We start from the raw sequence: 19,977 nt of genomic DNA, 5'->3' as shown, positions 1-19,977 counted from the left end.
GGGCAGACTGTCCCCATGAGCAACGTGACGACTCGAGCGCTGCGGCTGCTCGCCCTGCTGCAGTCGCGCACGGTGTGGACCGGGCCGGAGCTCGCCGCGGAGATGGCCGTGACCACCCGGACCGTGCGGCGGGACGTGGACCGGCTGCGGGAGCTGGGCTACCCGGTGCTCACCTCGGCCGGGCACGGCGGCGGCTACCAGCTTGGCGCGGGCCGGGCGCTGCCACCGCTGCTGCTGAGCTCGAACGAAGCGGTCGCAGTGGCGGTGGGGCTGCGACTGGCGGCGTCCTCCGGAGTGGACGGCCTGGACGAGGAAGCACTCCGGGCCCTGGCCGCGCTGGATCGGATCCTGCCCGCGCCGGTGCGGGCGGAGGTCGGTGCGATCACCGAGGCGATGGGCGTGATCACCCGCCCTGCCGCAGGCACCCGCTCCGAGGTGCTGATGACGCTCGCCTCCGCGGTGCGGGACGGGGTGCGGGTGCGGGTGGACTACGAGCGGGCCGACGGCGAGCGCGGCGAGCGCCGTCTCGAGCCGTACCGGGTGCTGTCGATGGAGGGCCGCTGGTACCTGTTCGCCTGGGACCTGGGACGGGAAGACTGGCGCACCTTCCGCCTGGACCGCATGCACGCGGTGCACGCCTCAACCTTCCCGATCGCCGAACGTCCCACCCCGGACATCGAGGCTGCGGTGCGGGAGTCGATCACGGCGGGTGGGTACACCCGCGCGGCAACGGTGCGGATCCTCGCCCCGCTCGAGGAGGTCGCACCGCACGTCCCGGCGAGGTCCGGAACGGTCACGGCCGACGGGCCGGATGCCTGCATCCTGCGCGCTGGCGCCGATGAGCTGCACTGGGTCGCGATGTACCTGGCGTGGATCGGCGCCCCGATCGAGGTGATCAATCCGCCCGAGCTGCTCGAGGTGATCGAGGAGCTGGGCCGGTGGGCGGGCCGGGCACGCGGGGCACCGGCCGAGGACCGCCCCGACTGAGAGCCGCGTGGCAGGCCGGCCTCGTCACATGGCGAGCAGCCCGATCGCGGCGGCGACGGTGAGGGCCAGGATGAGGTTCTCGAACACCTTCTGCGGGATGCGACGAGCGACCTTCGCCCCCGCGTAGGCACCGATCAGCACCACGGGGATCAGCATCGCGTCCATCACCAGGGTGTCGCGGGTGATCAGGCCCAGGCCCGCGGAGAACGGCACCTTGAAGAGGTTCACGATCGCGAAGTACCAGGCGGAGGTGCCCAGGAAGGTCAGCACCGGCAGCCGCATCGCGTAGAAGTACAGCGACATCACGGGGCCGGCGGCGTTGGCGACCATGGTGGTGAAGCCACCCAGCAGGCCGTAGCCGATGCCCTGGGCGGTCGCGGCGGCGCCGGGCTGCGATCCAGCGGCCGCGGCGCGGGTGGGCGGCAGCTCCTTGCCCGCGGCGGTGCCGGCGGCCTCGCGGCGCTGGGCGAGGCGGCGCCGGCCCACGGTGACGATCACCAGCACCAGCAGGATCAGGCCGATGGTCAGGCGCACCCCATCGCCGTCCACGCGGGCGAAGTAGAACACACCGATCACCACGCCGATCATGGCGCTGGGCAAGAGCCTGATCAGCGTGCGCCAGTCCGGTTCGCGGCGGTAGACCCACAGCGCGGTCATATCGCCCACGATCAGCAGGAGCAGCAGCGCGGCGGTGGATTCCTTCGCGGGCATGGCCAAGGCGAAGAGTCCCACCGCGATGGTGCCGGCGCCGGGCAGGGCAGTCTTGGAGAAGCCGACGATCAGGGCACCGAGGATCACCAGGAGCCAGGCGGACGAGCTCAGGGCAGGGATCAGCGCGGCGAGATCGGACATGGTGGGTGAACCTATCAGCGCGCTGCAGCGGCAGGTGGGGCGGTCCGGCTCAGCGCTCCCGGGCGGCGTCGGCCCCGACGGTGATCGCCCGGTCCAGGAGCCCGGAGATCTCGGTGAGGACCTCGTCGACGGGCCGTTCGGCGAGGGAGGCCATGAACGGCTCGATCTTCACGGGGCCGGTGTAGCCCGCGGCCGTGACGGCGCGGAGGAAGCCGTCGAGGTCGATGACGCCGGTGTCGAAGGGCAGGCGGCGGTCGAGGTCCTGCTGCTCGTCGAGCTCGCGATCGGCGCGGGCGTCGTTGAGGTCGACAGAGACGATCTCCGCGTCGGTCAGGCCGTCCAGCTGTGCGGCATCCTCCCCAGCGGTGTGCCAGTGGTAGCTGTCGAGGATGAGCCCCACGTTCCCGGCGCCGGTCTCAGCGATCAGCTCGCGGGCCTCGCGCAGGGAGTGGATGAAGGGGAAGCGTTGTGTGGACCAGAGGGTCTTCGGGCCGATGTACTCCAGTCCCAGCCGGATCCCGGCGTCCTCGAGCAGGGCGGCCACGAGCGAGATGCGGCCCTGGTGCAGGCGCCAGTTCTGGCGGTGGTCGAGCTCCTGGTGCATCGGGCGGATCCAGGTGCCCACGCGGGTGACACCGGCGGCCTTCAGCAGCTCGAGAGCGGCCGGCAGGTCCACGAGCGCCTGGCGGAACTCAGCGGCGGGAGCATCGAGGGGCACGGGCAGGCCCGCCATCCCCCACTGCAGGCCCTTTTCGCGGACCTCGGCGGCGTGCTCGGCGGTGCCGGAGGGTCCGAGGGTGCGGAAGTGGGCGAGGTCGGGATCGACGCCGCCGAAGCCGTGGGCGGCCGCGAGGTCGACGGCGCGGGAGTGGTCGAGGTCGAGCCCGAGGGCGCCGGGCGAGAGGGTCGAGAACATGGGTGCTCCTTCGTCAGGGGGTGGCGAGGCGGGAGGGGGCAGGTACGGGGACGCGGCCTGGACGACGAGGCTCCGCTGATCATGCCGGTGGCGTCCATCCCGGTGGCGTCCATGCGGGTGCTGTGCATGCCGGCGCCGTCCATCCCGGCGCCGATCATGCCCTGGCCTTCGCGCCGGCACCCGGCCCACGGCGGGGAGAGCTCCTCCTCCTCGAGGAACAGGCAAGCCGCGCCGATCGCGCCGGCGGCGTTGCCGAGCTCGGAGAAGTGCAGCGTGCACCCGGAGCTGCCGAGCCAGTCCGCGGTGCCGGCGCGAATCCGGGGCGCGGCCAGCGGCAGCAGTGCTGACAGCACCGGGCCGCCGACGATGATCCGCTGCGGGTCATGGATGCGGGCAAGAATGTCCAGCGCGGTGACCACGGCGGCGAGGTGCTGCTCCACGGCCTCGAGCGCGCCGCTCTCCCCGCGCACGGCGGCGCCGGCGATGGCGCCCACCGCGGCGGGGATGTCGTCCGGGCGGCGGTCCAGGCCCGCGGCGGTGGCGCGTTCGATCATGCGGCGCGCATCGGTGAAGAGGTTCAGGCAGCCGTGGCGGCCGCAGCGGCAGATCTCGTCGGCGATACCGGTGGGCAGGTGCCCGATCTCGCCGGCTTGGGTGGTGCCGCCGCGGAGGACGCGACCACCCGCGCTGACCGCGGAGCCCGCACCGTGGCTGAGGTAGAGGTACAGGACGGTCTCCTCAGCAGGGAGGTGCCCGGCCCAGATCTCGCCGGTCAGGGCCGCGTTGGTGTCCTTGTCCAGGAGGACGGGCAGGCCGGTGGCGGCTTCGAGCTCGGCGGCCACGGGGATGCCGTGCCAGCCGGGCAGCCAGGGCGGCGTGGTGATCACGCCGGTGGCGACGTCCAGCGGGGCGGGGGCCGCGACCCCGATCCCGAGCACCACCCGTCGGGGCGGGCCCTGGGGCCGGGCCTCTGCGCTCGCGCCCGGGACGGGAGCTGGCAGGTCGTGGATCTTCACCGCGCCGTGGCGGGCGCAGAGACGCTGGATCTCGGCGGCGATGCGGGCGAGATCCGCGGCGGCGTCCTCGGTGGGGGCGCCGAGGGTGGCGGTGTCCACGGCTCTGCCCTGCAGGTCGCAGATGACGACGGTGAGGTGGGCGGGATCCACGTGGACACCGACGGTCCAGCGGGAATCGGCGACGGCCCGCAGCGTGGTGGTGGGCTTGCCCGGCCCGGCGATGCGCTGCCCCGCAGTCTCGATGAGCCCCTCGCGCAGGAGTCGGCGAGCGATCAGGGAGACCGTCTGCCGCGACAGGTCGCTGCCGCGCACCACCTGGGACTGGGACATCCCCTCGGGCTCCGAGCGGATCATCTGCAGCACCAGCTTCTCGTGGTAGGAGCCGATGTCGGCCATCGATGTCCCGCGCATGCCGCTCCTTCCAGCTGTAGCCCTGTGGCGATCCCGGGTCGATCCCGGATCGATCCCGGGCCGATCCTGTCCCCGGCGGATCCTGAGGGCGCCTCCCCGCGTCGGCGCACGAGACGCAGGGCCCGTGGGCACGGCGAGGACATTCGTCGGCGCCGACCCGTTGATTATGTCAATCGGCGTGAGTAACCTACCTCACCAACGGCGGACGGATCATCCGGCCCGACTCCCCGACCCCAGGGCGTCGGGGCACCGGACCCGACTCTCCCGCTGCCCGGCGGAGCCGGTCAGTGCGGCGGGGCCCGTCCCCGAGCTGACGTGCGGCGCTAAGTCCTGCGGGCATGCCGCGACCCCTTCGAAAGATCGTGAGGAAGAATGTCCGCACCACTGCGCATCGCCGCACTCTCGGCCTGGCACGTCCACGCCGAGGAATACGCCCGGGAGGCACAGCAGCATCCCGGCACCGAGCTGGTCGCCGTCTGGGACGACGACTCCGCGCGGGGCAGCGCCCTGGCGGAGACGCTCGGGGTCGAATTCGCGCCGGACCTCGAGGCGCTGCTGGCCCGCGAGGATCTGGACGGGGTCACCGTCACCACCGCCACCAGCGACCACCGCGACGTGATCGGGCGGGCGCTCGCGGCGGGCAAGCACGTGTTCACCGAGAAGCTGCTGGCCCCCACCGTCGCCGAGGGTGAGGAGCTGATCGCCGCGGCGCGCGAGGCGGGGGTGCGGCTGACCGTCTCCCTGCCACGTCTGAGCCACGGCTATGCGCTCGCGCTGCGCCGGGTGCTCGAGGAGGGCACGCTGGGGCGCCTGACCTACTCGCGGGTGCGGCTGGCGCACAACGGCTCGACCGGCGACTGGCTGCCGGCGCGCTTCTACGATCCGGCCGCCGCGATCGGCGGGGCGTTCAGCGACCTCGCCGCGCACCCCGTCTACCTGACCCAGCTGATCCTGGGCGCCGACGTGCAGGTGCGCTCGGCGACCTTCGCGGACATGACCGGCCGCGGCGTGGAGGACAACGCCGTGGTCACCGTGACCGGCTCCGACGGCGCGATCGGAGTGATCGAGACCGGGTTCGTCACCCCCACGAGCCCCTTCTCGATCGAGGTGCAGGGCACGAAGGGCTCGTTCCAGCACGGGCTCGGGGCCGACGGCGGCACCACCGTCGACACCGGCGAGGGCCCCGTCCCCCTCGACCTCCCGGAGGACGCCGAGAACCCCTTCGCGCAGTGGGTCGAGGCGATCCGCACCGGTGAGGACACCGTCGAGAACCTCGAGCGGGCTCAGGCCCTCACCGCCCTGGTGGTCGCCGCGAACGCCGCGGCCGCCTGAGGCACACCTGCACGCGCCCGAACCAAGCACGTCCAGCACGACCCCCACGACTTCTGAGGAGCTTCCCATGAGCACGACTGTCCCCTCCCCCGTCCGCATCGGAATCCTGGGCGGCGGCGGCATCGCCACCGCTCACCTGAACGCCTACGCGACCGTCTCCGACCGTGCGAAGGTCACCGCCATCGCCGACGTCGACCCCGAGGCGCTCGCCCGGCGCGAGGCTGAGACCGGCGCAAAGGGCTACACCGACTTCCTGGAGCTGGTGAAGGACGAGAACGTCGACGCGATCGACATCTGCCTGCCCCACCATCTCCACACCCCGGCGATCCTCGCGGCCGCCGCGGCGGGCAAGCACATCCTGTGCGAGAAGCCGCTGTGCCTCACCCCGAGGAGGCGAAAGAGGTCAGCGACGCGGTGCAGAAGGCGGGCGTGACGCTGATGTGCGCGCACAACCAGCTGTTCATGCCGGCCGTCGCGAAGGCCAAGGAGATCCTCGACGCCGGCACGCTGGGCGAGGTGTACGAGGTGCGAACCACCGACTCGTTCTACAACGACTTCGATCCCGACTCGATGGGCTGGCGCGCGAACGCTGCGACCTCCGGCGGCGGCGAGCTGATCGACACCGGCTACCACCCCACCTACCTGATGCTGCACCTCGCGGGCGCAGTGCCCACCAGCGCCTTCGCGATGCTGTCCACCCACCGCCTGAAGTTCATGGAGGGTGAGGACTCGGCGCAGGTGCTGGTGCGCTTCGAGAACGGGGCCGTGGGCCAGATGGTCACCTCCTGGGCGTATCAGGCGGCGCCGGGTACGGACCGCTTCTCGGTGGTGGGCGAGAAGGGCTCGCTCAGCTCCGACGGCTCGACCCTGCGGGTGCAGGTGCGCGGTGAGGAGGAGCAGGTCTTCGAGCACGAGGAGGTGGAGACCTTCGCTGCGGAGATCGCGCACTTCGTGGACTGCCTGCTCACCGGCGAGCGCCCGATCAACACCGAGGTCGAGGGGGTCAGCGTGCTCGGCGTGATCCTCGCGGCGTACGAGTCCTCCCGCACCGGGAAGATGGCCGACGTGATCCGGCTCTGAGACCACCCGGTCACAGCGCCGCAGGGCCCGTCGTCCAGCAGTGGACGGCGGGCCCTGCGCTGCGCTGCTTCCACTGATCTGGAGCGTCTCGGCGCCATGGAGGCTCGGCCTGCAGGAATGCCCGCGAGGATGCCCATCCACAATCCTCGCCGGACGGTCGATCACCCGGCCCCAAGTGGGACGAGGTCGACGTGAAGATGCTCTCGGAGGCGAACGACATCCTGATCAGCGAAGTTCTGGACAAGCTGTCGCTCGAGACGAGCGTGCCGGAACCCCTACCGCCACGCGTGATCTGTTCAGTAGACTGAAGGGCCTGGCCCTCCGAAGGAGGTCACGATGAGTGTCGACAACCCGACACGGCGCGCTCGGAAGACCACGCCGTACACCGTCGTCATGAAGTCTCGGAACAACCAGCGCGTTGTCGTGCGGGATCCCTTGGATGCGCAATTCCTCGAACTAGCCGATGCGTTCCAGATGAAGGCTCGGAAGATCACCGGCGAGATCTCCGACGACAAGCACAGCTCTCGCGACTCTCACTGAGTCGAACAGGCTGACGCCGACCAGATCCGTAAGGCCCACTCAGCCGATCCAGGCGGTGCCCACGTCTCCTCCGTCGGCGGCGGCGCGGGCGGCACCGATCACGAGCGCGATCGCGGCGGCGCCGGGGTCGATGACTCCCCGCCACATCGCCGACGTAGCTGGCGCGGCCGCGGCGGGCGACGGTCTCAGCGGTGGCGCGGGCAGCCTCGACAGCGGCCTGTTCGGCCTCGGCGAGCGCGGAGGATGCGTCCTTTCCGGCGTCGACGGCGCCGCGCAGCGCGGTGACGGCGGGGTCGAGGGCGTCGACCATGGTCTTGTCCCCCACCTTCGCCTCGCCGTACTTCTGCACGGTGGCCTGCCCGGCCCCGAGGGCGTCGGCGAACTGGGCGAGGGTGGGCGCGCCCTCGCCGTCGGCAGCCTTGGCGAGGTCGCGGAAGAACATCCCGAACAGGGGCCCGCTGGTGCCGCCCACGCCGAGCCAGGCCATGTACATCGCGGTGACCCATTCGCGGTAGCTGCTGGGCTCGCCGTCCTCGATGTTGCGGTCGGCGAGCTTCATGGCGGTGCGCACGTTGGTGCCGAAGTCGCCGTCGCCGGCGCGGCGGTCGAGGTCGCCGAGGGGCTCAGCCGCACCGCCGAGGATGTCGCGCAGGCCGCGGATGAAGCTGCGACCGAAGTCGTCGGGCAGGGTGTCGTTGTTGGTCATCAGGGTCTCCTCACCAGGTCAGGGCAGGGGTGCGAACGGCGGCGTCCCACAGCCGGCGCTGCTCGTCATCCAGGGGCATCAGGGTGATCGAGAGGCCGTGCATGTCGAGGCTGGTCACGTAGGAACCGACCAGGGAGCGCTCGATCGAGATCCCGGCATCGGCCAGGTGGTGGTGCAGGGCGCGGGCGGCGAGCTGCAGCTCGAGCGGGTAGGTGCCGCCCAGGCCGTTGACGATCGCGAGCACCTCCTCACCGCGGCGCAGGTCCAGCTCCTTGCGCAGCGGCTCCACCAGCAGCTCGACCAGGCCGTCGGCGTCGCGGAAGGGGACGCGGCCGCGTCCCCGCTCGCCGTGGATGCCCACGCCGAGCTCGACCTCGTCATCCTCGAGGGTGAACTGGGGCTCCGTGTCGCCGGGGTGGGTGCCGGCGGAGAGGGCGAGGCTCATGGTGCGGGCGCGGGAGGCGGCACGACGGCCGATCGCCGCGACCTCGGCGAGGCTCGCCCCGGCCTCGGCGGCGGCGCCGCACAGCTTCTCGACGATCACGGTCGCGGCGGTGCCGCGGCGACCGGGGCCGTCCTCCTCACCGAGGTCGGTGGCGAGGTCGTCATCCACCAGCACGATCTCGGTGTCGATCGCGTCGTCGCCGCTGATCTCCCCGGCGATGCGGAAGTTCAGCACATCGCCGGTGTAGTTCTTGACGATCTGGACCACGCCGCGGCCGGAGTCCGCCGCCTTGGTGGCCTCGAGGACCTGCAGCGCGGTGGGGCTGGCGAAGACGGCACCCGCGACGGCGACGTCCAGCATCCCGGCACCCACGAAGCCGGCGTGCAGCGGCTCGTGGCCGGAGCCGCCGCCGGAGACCAGGCCCACCTTGTCGGTGGCCCGCTGACGGCGGGTGACGAAGCGGTGCTCGGCCTCGAGCTCGAGCATCAGGGGATGGCTGAGCACGAGCCCCTCGAGGGCCTCCGGGACCAGATCCTCGGGGTCGTTGACGATGGTGCGGCGCATGCTGCGCTCCTTCCAGGCGGGGCAGGTGCCTCCGACGCTACCGCGAGACACAGCCCTGCAGTGATGCAGACCACCGCGGCCCGTCGCCGCTCGCGCCTGCTGAGGGCGCACCCGGGGCTGTTGCTACTGGTGCAGATGGGATCGCTCCCATGGCTGTGACCTGCGCACCCAGAGTTCACCTGGCGTCCATCGAACGCGTCGGGGGATCGCGTACGGTGCCGTCCATGCGACTTCTCCTGATCCGTCATGGCCAGACCCCCAGCAACGTCGAGGGCATCCTCGACACCGGCTACCCGGGCCCCGGGCTGACCGCGCTCGGCCATACACAGGCCCAGGCCGTGCCCGGCGCCCTGCAGCACGAGAAGATCGCGGGTCTGCACGTCTCCCGCCTCCTGCGCACCCATGAGACCGCGGCCCCGCTGGCCGCTGCACTGGGAACGAGCCCGCGGCTGACCGAGGGGCTCGAGGAGATCCAGGCCGGGGACGTCGAGCTGCGGCGCGACGAGGAGTCGGTCGATGCGTACCAGCAGAACCAGGCTGCCTGGAGCGGCGGCGAGCTCAGCGGCGGCCTGCCCGGCGGCGAGGTCGGCCATCAGTTCCTGGACCGCTACACGGGCGCGCTGCGCCATATCGCCTCCCTCTACGCGGAGGATGCGACCGTCGCCGTGATCAGCCACGGCGCCTCGATCCGGGTGTTCGCCTCGCTTGCGGGGAACCTCGGCGCGGCCACCCGTCACGACCGCCCGCTGTTCAACACCGGCATGGTCAGCCTCACCGGCCACCCGGACGAGGGCTGGGTGCTCGAGGACTGGGTGAGCATCCCGATCGGCGGCGCGCACCTGCTGGGCGAGACGGAGCATGACGTGACCGCCGATCCGAAGGCCGAGTCCGCCGCCTGACCGACCTGCGGCGATGCCGAGCGGGCGCCTCTGACGTGCTCTAGAGTGAAGGCCACACCGTCAGCCGAGAGGGGCCCTCGTGGGATTCGAGAATTTGGGGATTATGTTCGTGATCGTCCCCGCGTTCATCGGCCTGATCGCTCTGCTGATCCTGCTCAGCGGGGTGCGGGACCTGCTGCGCGGGGCACGCCTCACCTCGCGGGGCCAGCAGGTCCGTGGCGTGGTGATCTCGGCGCAGGTTCACATCTCCGGCAGCGGCGACAACCGCAGCTCGACGATGGTGGAGACGATCGAGTTCACCACCGACCGCGGGCAGACGGTGCGCACCAACCCGCTGCGCGGTGACACCGGCATGCTGGACCGCACCGGGCAGGAGGTCACGGTGTTCTACGACCGGGAGCGGCCCGAGCGGATCATCGCACCGAAGAACGGGCGCAGCCTCTCCCCGCTCAGGCCGCTGATCAAGATCGGCGGCACGCTGGTGATGCTGGTGTTCGTCGGCTTCTTCGTGAACTTCAGCCAGGGGCTGCTCCGCGGCTTCCCGTTCTGAGTGCTGCCTACCGTCCTCAGGCGGTGGACCACTCCAGGCGCGGGTGCCCGGGCCGTCGTAGGGCGCGTCTCCATATTCGGCTTGCAGCTCGGCGGTGAGGGCCTGCATCTGTTCGAGGATTTGCGCATACGCAATGTCGTGAACGACGTTGGTCATCCCGTGCGGGTCGGCGACCAGGTCATAGAACTCATCCTCGACCGGCATGATGCGGTCCGAGGAGCCGGGGTGCCCAGCCCGTCGTTGTAGTAGCGGATGTACTTGTGGGTGGGGGTGCGCACGCCGTAGTGGGCGGGGGCGTATGCTCGGGGTCGTCGTGCTCCCAGTAGCGGTAGTAGACGGCCTGCAGCCAGTCCGGCACCTGCTCTCCGTGCAGCTCGCGCAGGAAGCTGCGGCCCTGCTGCGCGGGAAGGCTCTGCGACTCCTCCCCCGCTGCCTCGAGCAGAGTGGCAGCGAAGTCGACGTTGGAGATGGTGTCGGTGATCCGGGTGCCCGCGGCGATCTGGGCGGGCCAGCGCACCAGCATCGGCATCGGCATCGGCATCGGCATCGACTCATCCAGCATCAGGCGTCATCCCGGGTGCGCTCTGGGAGGGATCGGCATCTCCGAGGGGGCTGCGCGGCCGGTGACGGGCCGCGCAGCCGGTGGGTCACCAGCGCGGGTGGATGGACTCGCGCAGCAGCTCCTCGTAGGTCTCGCGCACGGCGGCGTCGAAGCGGCCGACGATCCCGGCCTGCGCGGGGGTGGGGGCGCTGCCGGCGGCGGCGTTGCGGCGGGCCTGCTCGCCGCTGCTGGCGCCGGGGATGGCGGCCGTGACCCCACTCTGGGCGAGGATCCAGCGCAGGCTCGCCTCCGCGAGCGGCATCGCCCCGCCGAGTGCCTGCTCGAGCCGGGCCACGGCGGCGAGGCCCGTCTCGTAGTCCACGCCGGAGAAGGTCTCGCCCTGGTCGAAGGCTTCGCCGTGGCGGTTGAAGCTGCGGTGGTCGTTCGCGGCGAAGCTGCTGCTGGGTGAGAACTTGCCGGTCAGCAGTCCGGAGGCGAGGGGGACGCGGGCGATGATCGCCACTCCCTTCTCGCGCGCGAGCGGGACCACCTCGTCGAGCGGCTTGAGGCGGAAGGGGTTCAGGATGATCTGGATCGAGGCGAGGTGCTCGCGCTCGAGGCTGATCAGCGCCTCCTCGCAGGTTTCGACGCTGACGCCCCAGGCGGCGATCTTCTTCTCCCCGGCGAGCGCGTCCAGCACGTCGAACACGCGGTCGTCGCGGTAGATCGCGGGCGGCGGGCAGTGCAGCTGCACCAGATCCAGAGTGTCCATGCCGAGGTTCTTGCGGGAGCGCTCCACCCAGGTGCGCAGGTTCTCCTCGGTGAAGGTTTCCGGGGCGAAGGGGTCGGCGCGGCGGGAGGCCTTGGTGGCGACGAACGGGAGATCGGCGGCCGCTCCCCCGTCGAGGGCGGCGTTGCGCATCTGCCCCACCAGTCGCTCGCTGCGGCCGTCGCCGTAGACGTCGGCGGTATCGAAGAAGGTCACGCCCGCATCGAGCGCGGCGCCGAGCACGGCCTGAGCGGAGTCGTCGGTGACGTCTCCCCAGTCGGCGCCGATCTGCCAGCAGCCCTGCCCGATCACGGACAGCGGGCGGCCCAGTCGGGCGGGTGTGCGGTACGGCATGGACATCGTCGACCTCGCAATTGTTCGGAGAGCCGCTGGAGGCGGCGTTCGAGGGACAGTGTTCCAGGTCGTGCCAGTTCCGCGGCGGCGCGGACCACCGGAGTGCGTCTGCGCGAGAGCTGCGGCCGGGCAGCGAGCGCTCCCCACCTCCTTGCCGCCGACGGGACGATGATCTACGCGGGTAGGGCAGGAGGGAGTCGATCCGGCATGATGAGCGGTGCGGGGCCGGCCGATCGCAATGCGCCGACCGTAGGAGACTCCGCAACAGACCACCGATGAGACGATCGACCCGAAGGAGGCGCAGTGGCCACACGCTCCGCCTCCGAACGCCCGAACATCCGCCAGGTCGCCGAGATCGCCGGGGTCTCCCACATGACGGTCTCCCGGGTGCTCAACGGGCACACGAACATCAAGGAGAGCACCCGCGAGAAGGTGCTCGTCGCGGTCGATGAGCTGGGCTACCGCCCCAATATCGCTGCCCGCGCCCTGGCCACGCAGAAGACGCTGCGGATCGGCGCGATCGTGGAGACAGAGACGGAGTTCGGCCCGGCCAGCGCGCTGCGGGCGATCCACCGCGCCGCACGCCAGCGGGGCTACTCGGTCAGCTCGATCGCGCTGGACGAGGACGATTCGACCGATGCCGGCCGCGCCTTCGAGCAGCTGGCCGGGCTCGGCATCGATGCGCTGTGCCTGGTCACTCCGCGCTCTGCGTCGCTCGCGGCGCTGCGGGCGATCTCCCCGGACATGCCGGTGCTGGTGGTCAAGCCCGAGCGGGAGGCGGAGCTGCTGCGAGTGTGCGTGGATCAGCAGCTGGGGGTGACGATGGCGGTGGATCACCTCGCGGCGCTTGGGCACCGGGACATCCTGCATGTCTCTGGTCCGATGGACTGGCTCGATGCGCGGGCACGAGAGCGGGCCTTCCGGGCCCGGACCCGCTCCTGGGGCATGCCGGAGCGGCCGATCGTGGCCGGTGACTGGTCTGCAGATTTCGGCTACGACTTCGCGGTTGGCCTGCAGCGCCTGCCCGACTACACGGCGATCTTCGCGGCCAACGACCAGGTGGCGCTCGGGATCGTGCACGGCCTGCATGACCGCGGGATCCGTGTCCCGGAGGATCTCAGCATCGTCGGCTTCGACGACGCCCCCTTCTCCCGCCACTCGATCCCTCCGCTGACCACGGTGCGCCAGCCCTTCGATGCGCTGGGCGTCGCGGTGGTGGAGGTGCTGCTGGCCGCGATCCAGGGCCAGCCCATCCCCCAGCGCACGAAGATCCCGCCAGAGCTGGTGGTGCGGCTGTCCACCGCGAAGGTGAGGCAGGGACCGTGAGCACGCGCGAGGTGGACGGGGGTGCCAGCAGGGGCCCGGGCGAGAGCGCAGGCAAGGGCACAGTCAGTGCCGCCGACGGGGCCGCAGTCACGGCGGAGATGAGGGGCATCGCCGTGGACTTCGGGCCCGTGCGCGCACTGCACGGGGTGGATCTGGACCTGCGGGCCGGCGAGATCCACGCGTTGATGGGCGAGAACGGGGCGGGCAAGTCGACTCTGATCAACGTGCTGGCCGGGGTGGTGGTGCCTTCCTCCGGCAGCATCCGCCTGGAAGGACGCCCGGTGCGCTTCTCCTCGGCGGCCGACGCTCAGGCGGCGGGAATCGCCGCGGTGCTGCAGAACGTGCCGCTCTCGCAGCACCTGAGCATCGGCGAGAACGTGATGCTCGGCCACGAGCCGTACGGACGCTGGGGCATCCACTGGAACGCGCTGCACGAGCGCGCCCAGCAGATGCTGAGCGAGCTGGGGCTCGGCGCGCTGGATACGCGGCGGCCGTTGCGGGAGCTCTCCCCGCGGTGCGGCAACTGGTCTCGATCGCGCGGGCCATGGCGACCCGCCCCCGCGTGCTGCTGCTGGACGAGCCCACCTCGAGCCTGGACGCGGCGGAGGTCGAGCAGCTGTTCGTGGTGCTGCGCCGGCTGCGGGACCAGGGGGTCGCGATGGTGTTCGCGTCTCACTTCCTCGAGCAGGTCCTCGCACTCAGCGATCGGCTGACGGTGCTGCGGGCGGGGGCGAAGGTGGCGGAGTTCCCTGCCCATCAGGTGGAGCGCTCCGAGCTGATCGCGCTGATGATCGGGCGCGATCTCCAGGACCTGCGGCGGATCGGCTCGCTGCGCCAGGAGCACCGCACCTACCCCGAGGGCACGCCCTTCTACAGCACGCGCGGCCTCGGTCAGCAGGACGTCCTGGCGCCCACGGATCTGGACCTGCACCGCGGCGAGGTGGTGGGGATCGCGGGCCTGCGCGGCTCCGGCCGCACCGAGCTGGCGCGGCTGCTGGCCGGGGGCGCGCGGCCCGACTCCGGCCGCACCGAGGTGGACGGCCGTGAAGTCTCCTTCTCCTCCCCCGCCGCGGCGCTGCGCCACCACATCGCGATGGCCAGCGAGGACCGGCTCAGCGAAGGCGTGATCGCGGGGCTGAGCATCCGCGAGAACATCACGCTGGCGCTGCAGTCGATGCGCGGATGGGCCCGGCCGCTGTCCCGCGCCGAGCGCGAGGAGCTGGTCGCCGCGTACATCGACGAGCTCGGGATCTCGCCCGCGGATCCGGCCACCCTGGTCGATCAGCTCTCCGGCGGGAACCAGCAGAGGTGCTGCTGGCCCGCTGGCTGGCCACCCGGCCGCGCCTGGTGGTGCTGGACGAGCCGACCAAGGGCATCGACATCCCTTCCCGGGTGGAGATCCAGTCCCTGATCGCCCGCCTGGCCGCGAGCCACGTGGGCGTGGTCATCATCTCCTCCGACCTGGACGAGCTGATCCGGCTCAGCGACCGGATCGTGGTGATGAAGGACCGGGTGAAGATCGGCGAGGTCAGCAACGGTCCGGGGTGAGCGTGGACACCATCGTGGAGATGATCGCGGCGCCCGCCGAGGAGGACGATCTCCCGCCGATCTCCGGGGCCGCGCACGGCTGAGCCGGTCCGCCGCCATCGGCGCTGGCCCACCTGGGTCACATCCGCTCACCCCTACCTGCCCGTTATGCGGCCGTGTCCATTTCGTGATGTGACCTACCTTGCGCCCAGTGATGTTCCCGGTAACATTCCTGGAACATGGTGCGGCACTCCGCCGCTCCCCTTCCGTTCCACACCCCTGAGCCCGGTCGATACCGGGCAGGCGCCTCCCGCGCCCTAGATCTCAAGGAGGAGATCATGACCCCCACACGTCGTACCCTTCTCGGCCTCGGAGCCGCCGGCCTCGTCGGTACCGTCCTGGCCGCTTGCTCCTCCGATTCCTCCGGCGGTGACGCTGGCGGCGGTGACTCCGGAGAGACGATCACGATCGGCTTCGTCGCCGTCGGCCCCGAGGGCGCCTGGCGCCAGGCCAACGAGGAGAACATCCAGGAGACGTTCACCCAGGAGGCGGGCTTCGATCTGAAGTACGCACCCGCCACCAGCCTCGACCAGAAGTCCCAGATCGACGCCTTCACCTCGTTCGTGGACGAGGGGTGGACGTGATCCTGCTATCCGCCACCGAGGGCTCTGGCTGGGAGGAGTCCCTGAGCCGGGCGCAGGAGGCGGAGATCCCGGTGCTGCTGATCGACCGCGGCATCGAGCCCGATGACACCGACCTGTACGTCACCCGCCTGGCCCCGGACAACATCGCCGTGTCCACCTCGGTCGCCGAGTGGGCGCTGGAGACGTTCCCGGAGGGCGCGAAGTACTTCGTGCTCGAGGGACCGGCCGGCGTCTCGGTGGTCAACGAGCGCAACGAGGGCTGGAACGCGGTGATGGAGGGCGAGTCCTCCTTCGAGAACCTCGGCGCACAGACGGCGAACTGGTCCACCGAGGAGGCCAAGAGCGTCTTCGAGACGGTGCTGAAGTCCAACAGCAACGATGTCCAGCTGGTCTTCGCGCAGAACGACGAGATGGGCCTCGGCGCCGCTCAGGCGGTCGAAGAGGCCGGGCTGGTGCCGGGCGAGGACGTCAAGATCGCGACCATCGACGGCACCAAGGCGGCGCTCGAGGCGCTCGCGGCGGGCACCCTGAGCTTCGTGGCCGAGTACAACCCGCTGTTCGGCGATCAGGCGATGGAGGCGGTCAACACCGCGCTGGACGGCGGCGAGGTCGAGTCCTACATCCAGGTCGAGTCCACCACCTTCGACTCACCCGAAGCCGCCGAGGAAGCCCTTCCTGACCGCAAGTACTGATCTGCAAGCACTGACCCGCGAGCACTGCCCGCAGGCACAGACCCGCAGACGGTCCTGAAGGCCGGTCCGGAGCTGACGGACGGCGGCCGTCCGCTCCGGGCCCCGGCCACGGGGCCGACGACCGCCGTCCGCACCAGACCGGGCACCGCCGCCCGCAGAACGCACGGAGAGAGACACGATGCCCGCACCACCGATCGTCGAGATGCAGGACATCTCGATCTCCTTCCCCGGGGTCAAGGCCCTGGACCGGGTGAGCTTCCGGCTCCTGCCCGGTGAGGTCCATGCCCTGATGGGGGAGAACGGAGCCGGCAAGTCCACCCTGATCAAGGCGCTGACCGGCGTGTACAGCATCGATGAGGGCACCGTCCTGATCTCCGGCACCCCGCAGCGGCTCCACGGCACGGCCGATGCCCAGGCCGCCGGGATCTCGACCGTGTACCAGGAGGTGAACCTGTGCACCAACCTCTCGATCGGCGAGAACGTGATGCTCGGCCATGAGCCCCGCGGGCCGCTGGGCATCAACTGGGGCGCGACCCATCGGCGAGCTTCCCAGGTGCTCGAGAAGGTGGGCCTCGGCGGGCTGAACCCGCGCCTTCCGCTGTCCTCGCTCTCGATCGCGCTGCAGCAGCTGGTCGCGATCAGCCGCGCAACGGTCACAGACTCCAAGGTGCTGATCCTGGATGAGCCCACCTCGAGCCTGGATGCGGCGGAGGTCGCCCAACTGTTCGCGGTGATCCGCTCGCTGCGGGATGAGGGGTGGCGATCCTGTTCGTCTCCCACTTCCTGGACCAGGTGTACGAGATCAGCGACCGCCTCACCGTGCTGCGCAATGGCGTGTTCCAGGGCGAGTTCCTCACCCGGGAGATCAGCCAGGCCACCCTCATCTCCACCATGGTGGGCAAGGAGATGGGGGCGCTGGACTCCCTCGAGCGCGCCAGCTCGCGCCGTGAGGTGGACCGCAGCGGCGACCCCGTCTACAGCGCCGAGGGGATCGGCCGCACAGGCTCCCTCGAACCCACCGACGTCACCTTTCACGCCGGGGAGGTGCTGGGCATCGCCGGCCTGCTGGGCAGCGGCCGCACCGAGCTCGCACGCCTGGTCTACGGGGCGGACAAGCCTGAAACCGGGACGGTGCGTATGCGCGGCGAGGACACCCAGATCTCCTCCCCCGCCCGCGCGCTCGCCGCCCGCATCGCCTACGCCAGCGAGAACCGGCGCGACGAGGGGATCATCCGCGATCTCACCGTGCGCGAGAACCTCATCCTCGCCGTCCAGGCCGAGCGGGGATGGGCCCGCCCGCTGCCCGCTCACGAGAAGGACGCCCTGGTCGAGAAGTACATGAGCGCCCTGAACGTGCGTCCCGCCGATCCGGACCGGCCCATCAGGAACCTCTCCGGCGGGAACCAGCAGAAGGTGCTGCTGGGACGCTGGCTGGCCACGCAGCCCGAGGTGCTGATCCTCGACGAGCCCACCCGCGGTATCGATGTGGGCGCCAAGACGGAGATCATGGAGCAGGTGATCGCCCTGGCCGATGAGGGCGTGGCGATCGTGTTCATCTCCTCCGAGCTCGAGGAGGTGGTGCGGCTCAGCGACCGCATCATCGTGCTGAAGGACCGGCGGAAGCTGGCCGACCTCACCGTGGATGAGAGCGTCTCGACCGACTCGCTGATCGCCACCATCGCCGAGGAATCCGCGCCGGGCCGGCCCGGAAGTCCTCACCCCGCAGGAACAGGAGTCAGCTCATGAGCCCCGACGGCACCCAGGGGACCTCGGCGGTGAGGGACCTGATCCGCCGCCCCTACTTCTGGGGCATCATCGCGATCGCCCTGCTGCTGCTGGTCAACACCCTCAAGGACCCCGGGTACCTGGCGGTCAGCTACAACGAGACCACCGGCAGCCTGGTCGGCAACGTCATCGACATCCTCCGCGCCGCCGCCCCGATCGCGATGATCTCGGTGGGCATGTGCTTGGTCATCGCGACCGCCGGCATCGACCTCTCCGTCGGCTCCGTGATGGCAGTCGCCGGGGCGGTCGCGATGGAGCTCCTCGCCTCAGCCGGCGGCTCCCCGGTGCGGCGGCCGCCGCACTGGCGCTCGCTCTGCTGCTGGGAGCGGCGCTCGGCGCGGTCAACGCCGTGCTGGTCTCGGTGGTGGGACTGCAACCGTTCATCTCCACCCTGGTGCTGATGCTCGCCGGGAGAGGGCTGGCGAAGGTGATCACCGGCGGCCAGAACACCGCCGCGAGCAACGAGACCTTCCGCTGGCTCGCCAACGGCTACGTGCTCGGCATCCCGGTGGTGTTCGTGCTCGCCGTGCTGATCGTGCTCGCGGTGGGCCTGCTGGTGCGCCGCAGCGCGCTGGGCCTGATGATCGAGGCCATCGGCATGGATCCGCGCGCCGCGCGCCTGGCCGGAGTGAACCGGCGCGGTCTGCTGTTCGCGGTGTACATCGCCTCGGGCACGCTCGCGGCCGTGGGCGGCGTGTTCGCCACCGCGAGCGTGATGACGGTGGACGTCTCCAACACCGGCTACCAGCTGGAGATGGACGCGATCCTCGCCGTGGTGATCGGCGGGACCTCCCTCGCAGGAGGGAAGTTCAATATCACCGGCGCCGCGATCGGGGCGCTGCTGATCGCCACCCTCGACAAGACGGTGGTGTTCCTGGGCATCTCCTCCTCCGCCACCCCGGCGTTCAAGGCGATCGTGATCATCGCGCTGTGCCTGCTGCAGTCCGAGCGGGTGCGCACCCTGTTCCGTGCCCGCCGCTCCCGGAAGTCCGGCGCCGGCACCGACGCCCCGCAGAAGGAGGCCGTGGCCGCATGAACACCGCCATCACCACCCCGCCCGCGACCAGCACTCCGCCGCGCACCACGCGCCTGCACCGGATGCTGAGCTTCTTCCGCGCCGACTCGCTGCCCACTCTGGCCGCGCTGCTGATCTTCGTGCTGATGCTGATCTACGGCGAGACCGCCTACGGCCGGATCTTCCAGCTCAGCACCGTCTCGAACCTCTTCATCAACAACGCTCACCTGATCATCCTCGCCGTGGGGCTGACCTTCGTGATCATCAGCGGCGGGATCGATCTCTCCGTCGGGGCGATCATCGCGCTGTCCTCCGTGTGCGGGGTGATGCTCGCCGGCGCCGGCTGGAACGCGTGGCTGGTCATCGTGGTCATGATCGGGATCGGTTCGGCGATGGGGCTGGTCTCCGGCATCCTCATCCAGTACTTCAACGTCCAACCCTTCATCGCGACCCTCGCCATGATGTTCCTGGGCAGGGGCCTGGCCTCCATGCTCTCCACCGTGCCGGTGCGGCTCGAGGAGGACTCCGGGATCCTGCTGCTGGGCACGAAGCTCAAGATCATCGACGGCCCGAAGGTCAACGACCTGGTCATCACCCCCGGCGTGCTCATCGCCCTGTTGGTCGTCGTCGCCGCGTTCGTGGTGCTGCACCGCACCCGCACCGGGCGCACCGTCTACGCCATCGGCGGCTCCGAGCAGTCCGCCTCCCTGATGGGCCTGCCGGTGCTGCGCACCAAGCTGCTGATCTACGTGATCAGCGGGACCCTCGGCGGGATCGCCGCGGTGGTCTACACCGCCCGCCTCGGCTCCGCCCAGAACATCACCGGCATCGGCTGGGAGCTGGACGCGATCGCCGCGGCGGTCATCGGCGGCACCCTGCTCACCGGCGGTTTCGGGTACGTGCTCGGCTCCGTGGTGGGCGCGCTGGTCCTGGGCCTGATGAACGTGCTCATCACCCGCGACGGCAGCATCCCCCAGAGGCGACCACCATCATCACCGGCGGGATCCTGCTGATCTTCGTGCTGCT

The 19,977-nt window shown here is 70.7% G+C and carries 21 protein-coding genes and 2 pseudogenes; 16 read left to right on the top strand and 7 right to left on the bottom strand.

The features are described 5' to 3' along the window. The first annotated feature begins 15 nt into the window (after positions 1-15). Positions 16-987, top strand: a complete 972-nt coding sequence (locus H3H54_RS00915; protein WP_262425143.1) for a YafY family protein — start codon at positions 16-18, stop codon at positions 985-987. Positions 988-1,011: 24 nt separating this feature from the next. On the opposite strand, the gene H3H54_RS00910 is transcribed toward H3H54_RS00915, so the two are convergent. From H3H54_RS00910 to H3H54_RS00900, 3 genes and pseudogenes are all read right to left on the bottom strand, one after another. Beyond that, positions 1,012-1,839 carry a sulfite exporter TauE/SafE family protein gene (locus tag H3H54_RS00910; protein WP_262425142.1) on the bottom strand — a complete coding sequence of 276 codons (828 nt, stop codon included), beginning with the start codon at positions 1,837-1,839 and terminating at the stop codon, positions 1,012-1,014. Between the two features lie 49 nt (positions 1,840-1,888). Then, entirely contained in the window at positions 1,889-2,755 is an 867-nt protein-coding gene (locus H3H54_RS00905) for a sugar phosphate isomerase/epimerase (protein WP_262425141.1), read from the bottom strand. Positions 2,756-2,976: 221 nt separating this feature from the next. Further along, positions 2,977-4,101 (bottom strand): annotated as a pseudogene (locus H3H54_RS00900) (ROK family protein); the annotation flags it as partial. 453 nt (positions 4,102-4,554) lie between these two features. On the opposite strand from H3H54_RS00900, the gene H3H54_RS00895 reads away from it, so the two are divergent. The 3 genes from H3H54_RS00895 to H3H54_RS00890 all read left to right on the top strand — a co-directional run bounded on the left by H3H54_RS00895 (position 4,555) and on the right by H3H54_RS00890 (position 6,594). Continuing rightward, positions 4,555-5,514, top strand: coding sequence for a Gfo/Idh/MocA family protein (locus tag H3H54_RS00895; RefSeq protein ID WP_262425140.1), 960 nt, complete (start codon positions 4,555-4,557; stop codon positions 5,512-5,514). Positions 5,515-5,581: 67 nt separating this feature from the next. Then, complete coding sequence (locus H3H54_RS18535; RefSeq protein WP_316249099.1) at positions 5,582-5,947, top strand: Gfo/Idh/MocA family oxidoreductase; 366 nt, start codon at positions 5,582-5,584, stop codon at positions 5,945-5,947. Continuing rightward, a complete protein-coding gene (locus H3H54_RS00890; RefSeq protein ID WP_316249098.1) occupies positions 5,890-6,594 on the top strand; it encodes a Gfo/Idh/MocA family oxidoreductase in 705 nt (234 codons plus the stop codon). The genes H3H54_RS18535 and H3H54_RS00890 overlap by 58 nt, the downstream gene beginning before the upstream one ends. Positions 6,595-7,084: 490 nt before the next feature. Here the strand turns inward: H3H54_RS00890 and H3H54_RS00885 are convergent, their stop codons facing one another. Continuing rightward, positions 7,085-7,840: a DAK2 domain-containing protein gene (locus H3H54_RS00885; protein WP_262425139.1), complete on the bottom strand. Its 756-nt coding sequence runs from the start codon at positions 7,838-7,840 to the stop codon at positions 7,085-7,087. 10 nt (positions 7,841-7,850) lie between these two features. After that, positions 7,851-8,849 carry a dihydroxyacetone kinase subunit DhaK gene (locus tag H3H54_RS00880; RefSeq protein WP_262425138.1) on the bottom strand — a complete coding sequence of 333 codons (999 nt, stop codon included), beginning with the start codon at positions 8,847-8,849 and terminating at the stop codon, positions 7,851-7,853. 224 nt (positions 8,850-9,073) lie between these two features. Between H3H54_RS00880 and H3H54_RS00875 the strand changes: the two genes are divergently transcribed. Then, positions 9,074-9,748, top strand: coding sequence for a histidine phosphatase family protein (locus H3H54_RS00875; RefSeq protein WP_262425137.1), 675 nt, complete (start codon positions 9,074-9,076; stop codon positions 9,746-9,748). A 79-nt stretch (positions 9,749-9,827) separates the two neighbouring features. Then, positions 9,828-10,298 (top strand): DUF3592 domain-containing protein, encoded by a 471-nt coding sequence (locus tag H3H54_RS00870; protein WP_262425136.1) that lies wholly within the window; start codon positions 9,828-9,830, stop codon positions 10,296-10,298. A 187-nt stretch (positions 10,299-10,485) separates the two neighbouring features. Here the strand turns inward: H3H54_RS00870 and H3H54_RS00865 are convergent, their stop codons facing one another. Beyond that, positions 10,486-10,860, bottom strand: coding sequence for a sulfatase/phosphatase domain-containing protein (locus H3H54_RS00865; protein ID WP_262425135.1), 375 nt, complete (start codon positions 10,858-10,860; stop codon positions 10,486-10,488). An 85-nt stretch (positions 10,861-10,945) separates the two neighbouring features. Further along, positions 10,946-11,962: an aldo/keto reductase gene (locus H3H54_RS00860; RefSeq protein WP_262426360.1), complete on the bottom strand. Its 1,017-nt coding sequence runs from the start codon at positions 11,960-11,962 to the stop codon at positions 10,946-10,948. A 303-nt stretch (positions 11,963-12,265) separates the two neighbouring features. Here H3H54_RS00860 and H3H54_RS00855 point away from each other — a divergent pair, with 303 nt between their 5' ends. The 10 genes and pseudogenes from H3H54_RS00855 to H3H54_RS00820 all read left to right on the top strand — a co-directional run bounded on the left by H3H54_RS00855 (position 12,266) and on the right by H3H54_RS00820 (position 19,964). Then, positions 12,266-13,288, top strand: coding sequence for a LacI family DNA-binding transcriptional regulator (locus tag H3H54_RS00855; RefSeq protein WP_262425134.1), 1,023 nt, complete (start codon positions 12,266-12,268; stop codon positions 13,286-13,288). After that, complete coding sequence (locus H3H54_RS18530) at positions 13,285-14,001, top strand: ATP-binding cassette domain-containing protein (protein WP_316249097.1); 717 nt, start codon at positions 13,285-13,287, stop codon at positions 13,999-14,001. Before H3H54_RS00855 ends, H3H54_RS18530 begins: the two co-directional genes overlap by 4 nt. Continuing rightward, positions 13,947-14,699, top strand: coding sequence for an ATP-binding cassette domain-containing protein (locus tag H3H54_RS18525; RefSeq protein ID WP_316249186.1), 753 nt, complete (start codon positions 13,947-13,949; stop codon positions 14,697-14,699). The genes H3H54_RS18530 and H3H54_RS18525 overlap by 55 nt, the downstream gene beginning before the upstream one ends. Continuing rightward, complete coding sequence (locus tag H3H54_RS18520; RefSeq protein WP_316249096.1) at positions 14,681-14,836, top strand: hypothetical protein; 156 nt, start codon at positions 14,681-14,683, stop codon at positions 14,834-14,836. The genes H3H54_RS18525 and H3H54_RS18520 overlap by 19 nt, the downstream gene beginning before the upstream one ends. Positions 14,837-15,153: 317 nt before the next feature. Then, entirely contained in the window at positions 15,154-15,459 is a 306-nt protein-coding gene (locus tag H3H54_RS00845) for a hypothetical protein (RefSeq protein WP_262425133.1), read from the top strand. Beyond that, positions 15,450-16,151, top strand: coding sequence for a substrate-binding domain-containing protein (locus tag H3H54_RS00840; RefSeq protein ID WP_262425132.1), 702 nt, complete (start codon positions 15,450-15,452; stop codon positions 16,149-16,151). The genes H3H54_RS00845 and H3H54_RS00840 overlap by 10 nt, the downstream gene beginning before the upstream one ends. Before the next feature lie 178 nt (positions 16,152-16,329). Then, positions 16,330-17,897, top strand: a pseudogene (locus H3H54_RS00835) (sugar ABC transporter ATP-binding protein). Beyond that, complete coding sequence (locus H3H54_RS00830; RefSeq protein ID WP_262425131.1) at positions 17,894-18,337, top strand: ABC transporter permease; 444 nt, start codon at positions 17,894-17,896, stop codon at positions 18,335-18,337. The pseudogene H3H54_RS00835 and the gene H3H54_RS00830 overlap by 4 nt, the downstream one beginning before the upstream one ends. Continuing rightward, a complete protein-coding gene (locus tag H3H54_RS00825) occupies positions 18,286-18,972 on the top strand; it encodes an ABC transporter permease (protein WP_395963154.1) in 687 nt (228 codons plus the stop codon). The genes H3H54_RS00830 and H3H54_RS00825 overlap by 52 nt, the downstream gene beginning before the upstream one ends. Continuing rightward, complete coding sequence (locus H3H54_RS00820) at positions 18,969-19,964, top strand: ABC transporter permease subunit (RefSeq protein ID WP_262425130.1); 996 nt, start codon at positions 18,969-18,971, stop codon at positions 19,962-19,964. The genes H3H54_RS00825 and H3H54_RS00820 overlap by 4 nt, the downstream gene beginning before the upstream one ends. Positions 19,965-19,977 lie beyond the last annotated feature (13 nt).

Source organism: Brachybacterium sp. Z12, assembly GCF_014400405.1.
GTDB lineage: Bacteria > Actinomycetota > Actinomycetes > Actinomycetales > Dermabacteraceae > Brachybacterium.
This window is presented reverse-complemented; position numbering and strand designations above follow the sequence as displayed.